This is a genomic window from Streptomyces sp. NPDC003038 (genome assembly GCF_040611115.1).
Classification (GTDB): Bacteria; Actinomycetota; Actinomycetes; order Streptomycetales; family Streptomycetaceae; genus Streptomyces.
In genome coordinates, this window is the sequence record NZ_JBEXNN010000099.1 from 1 (window position 1) to 2,545 (window position 2,545).

Annotated in this window: 1 protein-coding gene and 1 pseudogene; both read left to right on the top strand. The window is 66.2% G+C overall.

Translation table 11 applies throughout. The annotated features are described in order from the left end of the window. Positions 1-726, top strand: a pseudogene (locus ABZX75_RS34190) (transposase); the annotation flags it as partial. Between the two features lie 321 nt (positions 727-1,047). Beyond that, positions 1,048-2,400 carry a PhoH family protein gene (locus tag ABZX75_RS34195; protein ID WP_355418106.1) on the top strand — a complete coding sequence of 451 codons (1,353 nt, stop codon included), beginning with the start codon at positions 1,048-1,050 and terminating at the stop codon, positions 2,398-2,400. Positions 2,401-2,545 lie beyond the last annotated feature (145 nt).

The window sequence follows — 2,545 nt, forward strand, 5'->3', positions numbered from 1 at the left end:
CGATCTCTATTCCGGTGAGGCAAAGACCGACGCCCGCGACGCGTTCATCGTCGCGGACGCCGCCAGGGCCATGCCCCACACCCTGCGGACCGACGATCCCACGGACGAAACCGTCGCCGAACTCGCCATGATCGCCGGGTTCGACGACGACCTGGCAGGCGAGTCCACCCGGATCGCCAACCGGCTCCGCGGCCTCCTCACCCAGATCCATCCGTCGCTCGAGCGTGTCCTGGGCCCGCGGATCCAGCACCCGGCCGTGCTCAAGATGCTGGACCAGTTCGGCTCCCCGGCCCAGATCCGCAAAGCCGGACGCCGTCGCCTCGTGACCTTGATACGTCCCAAGGCACCGCGGATGGCCGAGCGGCTGGTCGAGGACGTCACCGCCCTCGACGAACAGACCGTCGTCGTCCCGGGAACCGATGCTGCCGCGCTGATCGTTCCCAGCCTCGCCAGTTCGCTCCAGTCCGTGCTTGACCAGCGCAAACTCCTCGCGGCTCAGATCGAGGAACTCCTGGAGCCCACCCTCTTTCCCAGGTCCTGATCTCGATGCCCGGCATCGGGATCAGGACCGCGGCCCGCATCCTCGTCGACGTCGGCGACGGCAGCGGCTTCGCCACCGCCGGCCACCTCGCCGCCTACGCCGGCCTCGCGCCCGTGACCCGGAACTCCGGCTCCTCCATCCCCGGTGAACACCCCTCCCGGCGCGGCAACAAACAGCTCAAGAGGGGATCGGCACCCTGCGCCTGGCCTAAGCGCGCCCCATCTACACGACATCACACAGGCCCTAGAAGAGGGGGCGGGTGGCAGGTCTGCCGAGCTCGTCGGGTTCTGCTCCTCTCCTGCGCTACCGCCCTCAGATCGCCGCCTGGTTCAGAGAGCGCCTTTCAAATTCTCTCAATTGATGACAAATCATGTAATTTCCTCATAGCGTATCGCGCCGAACCGGGCGCCGGGGTTAGCGTCCACGCACAGCACCGCCGAGCTGCGGGACGGCCGACCCACTCATAGAGTCGTGAGCCAGTCGCCGCAACGGATCGGAGACACAGCATGATCGAAGAAGAGTCTGGTATCCGGTCCAAAACACCAACCCGCTCCCGCCCGGGCGATCGGCGCACATACGTTCTCGATACCAGCGTGCTCCTGGCCGACCCCCTCGCCATCGACCGCTTCGAGGAACACGAGGTCGTCCTTCCGGTGGTCGTGGTCACCGAGCTGGAAGCGAAGCGGCACCACCCCGAGCTGGGCTACTTCGCCCGTCAGGCGCTCCGCCTCCTCGACGACTACCGCATCCGGCATGGCCGCCTCGACGAGCCGATCCAGGTCGGCGAGGTCGGCGGCACCATCCGGGTCGAGCTGAACCACTCCGACCCCTCCATTTTGCCCGCTGGCTACCACGCCTGCGGCGGCGAAGCCGATGCTCGCATCCTCGCCGTTGCACGCAACCTTCAGTCAGATGGCTACGACGTCACCGTCGTCTCCAAGGATCTACCTCTGCGGATCAAGGCCAGCGCGGTCGGTCTGCTTGCTGAGGAATACCATGCCGAACTCGCCACCACCTCCGGCTGGACCGGAATCACCGAACTCCACGTCCCCGCCGATCAGATCGACACCCTCTTTGGCGCCGGCCCCAACGCCACGACCGACATCGACGGGGCAGCCGAGTTGCCAGTCCATACCGGCTTAATCCTGCACTCCGAGCGCGGCCGCGCCCTGGGCCGGGTCAGCCACGACGGGCAGGTGCGATTGGTCCGCAGTGACCGCGAGGCGTTTGGTTTGCGGGGTCGCTCCGCCGAGCAGCGCATTGCCCTCGACCTACTTCTCGACCCCGACGTCGGGATCGTTTCCATGGGCGGCCGCGCTGGCACCGGCAAGTCCGCGCTGGCGCTGTGCGCAGGCCTGGAGGCCGTCCTGGAACGCCGCCAGCACCGCAAGGTCATGGTCTTTCGCCCCCTCTACCCGGTGGGCGGCCAGGAACTCGGATACCTGCCGGGCAGCGAAGACGAGAAGATGGGCCCCTGGGCACAGGCAGTCTTCGACATCCTGTCCGCGGTCACCACCCCTAAAGTGATCGAGCAGGTCATTTCCAGCGGCATGCTGGAGGTCCTGCCGCTCACCCACATCCGCGGCCGTTCCCTCCACGATGCCTTCGTCATCGTCGACGAGGCACAGTCCCTGGAGCACAATGTCCTTCTCACCGTCCTCTCCCGGATTGGCCAGGGATCTCGCGTCGTCCTCACCCACGACGTCGCCCAGCGTGACAACCTCCGCGTCGGCCGATACGACGGCATAGTCGCAGTCGTCGAAAAGCTTAAGGGCCACCCGCTCTTCGCCCACATCGCCCTCACCCGCTCTGAACGCTCCCCTATCGCTGCCCTCATCACCGAGAAGCTCGAGGCCTGAGTAGGGTCGGGGACTGCGCGGGGGTCTGACACGAAAATGACCCCTTGATCGGGACTGTAAAAGAAACGGTGTGACTCCGATCATGGAAGAGTGCACCTGTGACCAGCGAGAACATAGCCAAGCCGTCCGAAGCGGGGGCCGCGGA